General features: G+C 49.1%; 4 protein-coding genes. 1 reads left to right on the top strand and 3 read right to left on the bottom strand.

All coding sequences use genetic code 11. The annotated features are described in order from the left end of the window. The coding region (locus tag FDW87_RS22640) for a LysR substrate-binding domain-containing protein (protein ID WP_252363183.1) at window positions 1–308 on the top strand (308 nt) is incomplete at its 5' end. A gap of 51 nt (window positions 309–359) precedes the next feature. On the opposite strand, the gene FDW87_RS14145 is transcribed toward FDW87_RS22640, so the two are convergent. The 3 genes from FDW87_RS14145 to FDW87_RS22635 form a co-directional block, all read right to left on the bottom strand. Continuing rightward, on the bottom strand, window positions 360–872 hold the full coding sequence (locus FDW87_RS14145) for a GNAT family N-acetyltransferase (protein ID WP_137379865.1): 513 nt from the start codon (window positions 870–872) through the stop codon (window positions 360–362). Window positions 873–1,130: 258 nt separating this feature from the next. Beyond that, window positions 1,131–2,300, bottom strand: a complete 1,170-nt coding sequence (gene brnQ / locus FDW87_RS14140; protein WP_137379864.1) for a branched-chain amino acid transport system II carrier protein — start codon at window positions 2,298–2,300, stop codon at window positions 1,131–1,133. 85 nt (window positions 2,301–2,385) lie between these two features. After that, window positions 2,386–2,631, bottom strand: a 246-nt coding sequence (locus FDW87_RS22635; RefSeq protein WP_252363182.1) for a PhzF family phenazine biosynthesis protein, incomplete at its 5' end; no start/stop codon positions are given.

Here is a 2,631-nt window from a genome sequence, read left to right as displayed (position 1 = left end):
CTTATCAATTTGGCGATGGAAGCCTCTATACATGGGAGCTTCAACAGGATGGTAAAAAAATAACTCATCAGCCGCAGGGACAATGGGCTTTTGCTGACAGTTATATGGAAGCCAAAGCCGCCAGACTGGGGCTGGGGCTGGCTTATGTTCCGGAAGAACTGGTGTCCGATGATTTAGAAGAGGGTTCGCTCATCAGAGTTTTACAACGCTACAGTCAACGCCTGGAAGGCTCATTTCTCTATTATCCGCACCGCAATGTGTCTCCCGCTCTGCGGGCAGTTATCGATACACTGAGAATTTATGAATGAAGGCCAGGCTGCACACGTGTCAGGGTAACGGGTCTGAGCGAGGAGCGGGCCTTATATACACATCCCCATTAACTTGAGTATGCTCCTCTGTGAATTTGTTTCGAAAATGATGTCGCTGATGTGTTTCATTCCCTGCTTTTTATAGAATTTTTGAGCACGTTCATTTTGTTCAAGAACCTCCAGCCATAAATATTTTTTCCCCTGACTTCGGGCAAGATCTATGACTTTATTAAACATTAGTTGACCGTAATGCTGATTTGTTTTGGTTGGGGCAAGGTAGAGTTTATTAAGTAAAACACCGCTGATGTCTGTATTCGGGACAGTTGCTTGCCATGTCAGCTTCACAAAACCAATCGGCTGCTCGATTTCAACTATATACCAGCTAATGTTTTTGTCATTAATACTCTGCTCAATAACAGGAAGTGAATATTCACCCTTCAAATAATTATCAAATTCTGATGCTGACTTCCACATATGCTTAAAGTGCGCAGTATAGAAGCGGTAGCCAAGCTCATTTAGTAATCCCGAATCGGCTAAGGTTGCTTGTCGTATGATTAAAGACATGGGATAGGCCCTTACTTTATGAGAGAAAAATGATCTTAAATTTGTAATATATACGGCCTGTTAAGTCTACATGTCCGTTGTGACTGTCTTACCCTCAAACTTTGAATATGCAATCTAAGGTCTGAAGTTGGTGGAGCTCGACCATTAAGTTATTTTTTATCGATGTTAGCTTCTGGCTCGAAGCAGACAGGCCAACTGATTGCCTGGTCTGCTTTGAGCGAAAATGAAAAGACATCTTCTGAACTAGCGGCTGTTCATTCAGGATTTTACAAACAAGCTCATTATTCCCACTGCCAGGGCGCTATAGAAAAGCAACTGATACAGATTCGTCGGCACGTCTGTCCATTTTCTAACGATGCCCAGCGCGACCACGACCAGCGCAGCCGGGTAAATGGCGCACAGCACGGGAACCGCCATTGCGGTGAGGGAATTCAGTCCCAGCACGGCAAGTGCTGCTGACACCATCAGGGAGAACGTCACCAGCAGCCCATAAGACGCACCGGTCGTCTGGTTGAAATAGCGCGCCGTTCCGGTCGTCAGACCAATGGCCGTGACCAGACAGGCGAGGGTAATGATCGCCGCCAACAACACCCGGCCATAAACGCCAAAAACAGTCTCGACATAGGCGCTCATCACCTGCATACCGTTCGTTGCGCCCCGCACCGGGCTGTGGGACCCCATCGACAGATAGCAGATATAAATCACGGCCAGACCTGCAGCGGCGATAAAGGCTGCGGCGATGGAATGGGTGAAGATGCCCCGCGGATGGTGGATCCCGCGCTGCTTAAGCGTGTGGGTGATAATGGCGCCAAAGCACAGCGCACTGATCACATCCAGGGTCTGATAACCGTTGACGAACCCTGTATCGAACGCGCGAGTTTGATACGCGGTTGTGGCGGTCGTGAGCTCACCAATCGGATGTAACCAGGCACATATACCGATAAAAATCAGGGCACTAATTTTAATGGGCGAAAGGAAGAAACCGACGATTTCCAGCAGTTTTCCGGGCTTAGCCAGCGTCGCGCCAGCAAGGCCAAAGAACGCGACGGAAAATATAATCTTCTGCATCAGGGAACTAGCTGCGCCATCGGTGATGACTTCGTAGCTAATCGTCGCGGTGCGTGGCGTACCAAATAAAACCCCCAGCGTTAAAAAGCAAATGCCAATAAAAATCAGGCTCGGCCATTTGCCTAAGGGTTTCGTTAATTCCGCGATATCACCGCCATTAATGGCAAGGGAAATAATCGCCAGCGCCGGGAACAGAACCGCTGTGATGATAAAGCCAAAGCCTGCATTAAAGGCGTTTGCGCCCGCCTGCATGCCGACCAGCGGCGGGAATATAATATTGCCTGCGCCCAAAAAAAGCGCAAGTGTCATCCCGCCAAGAGCCATTGTCTCTGGCAATGAAAGTCTGGTGTTTGCTGTCATTATTAACTCTTATTTTATATAAACATCATGCTTTGGAAGGCGCGGTCATTATATGCCTGGTCACCGTTCCGGTCATACATCGTTATTACAACTGGAATATCCCTTCGATGGTCATACGAGCGAAGCCATGCAATTCCACGCGCCCGTCATCCCGAACTACACAGCGCAACGCCCCTTTACGCTTCCCGCCTTGTTGAGCGGTCAGGACATTTTTACCCGTACGCGCCGCCCAGAACGGGGCGAGGAAAGTGTGTGCCGACCCGGTGACTGGATCTTCGTTCACGCCGACCTGCGGGCCGAACCAACGGGACACAAAATCAAACTGGTTATC

Origin of the sequence: Citrobacter sp. wls826, from assembly GCF_005281245.1 — a bacterium.
Taxonomy (GTDB): Bacteria; Pseudomonadota; Gammaproteobacteria; order Enterobacterales; family Enterobacteriaceae; genus Citrobacter; species Citrobacter braakii.
The sequence above is the reverse complement of the archived record's forward strand: the minus strand, read 5'-3'. Positions and strand labels throughout refer to the sequence as shown.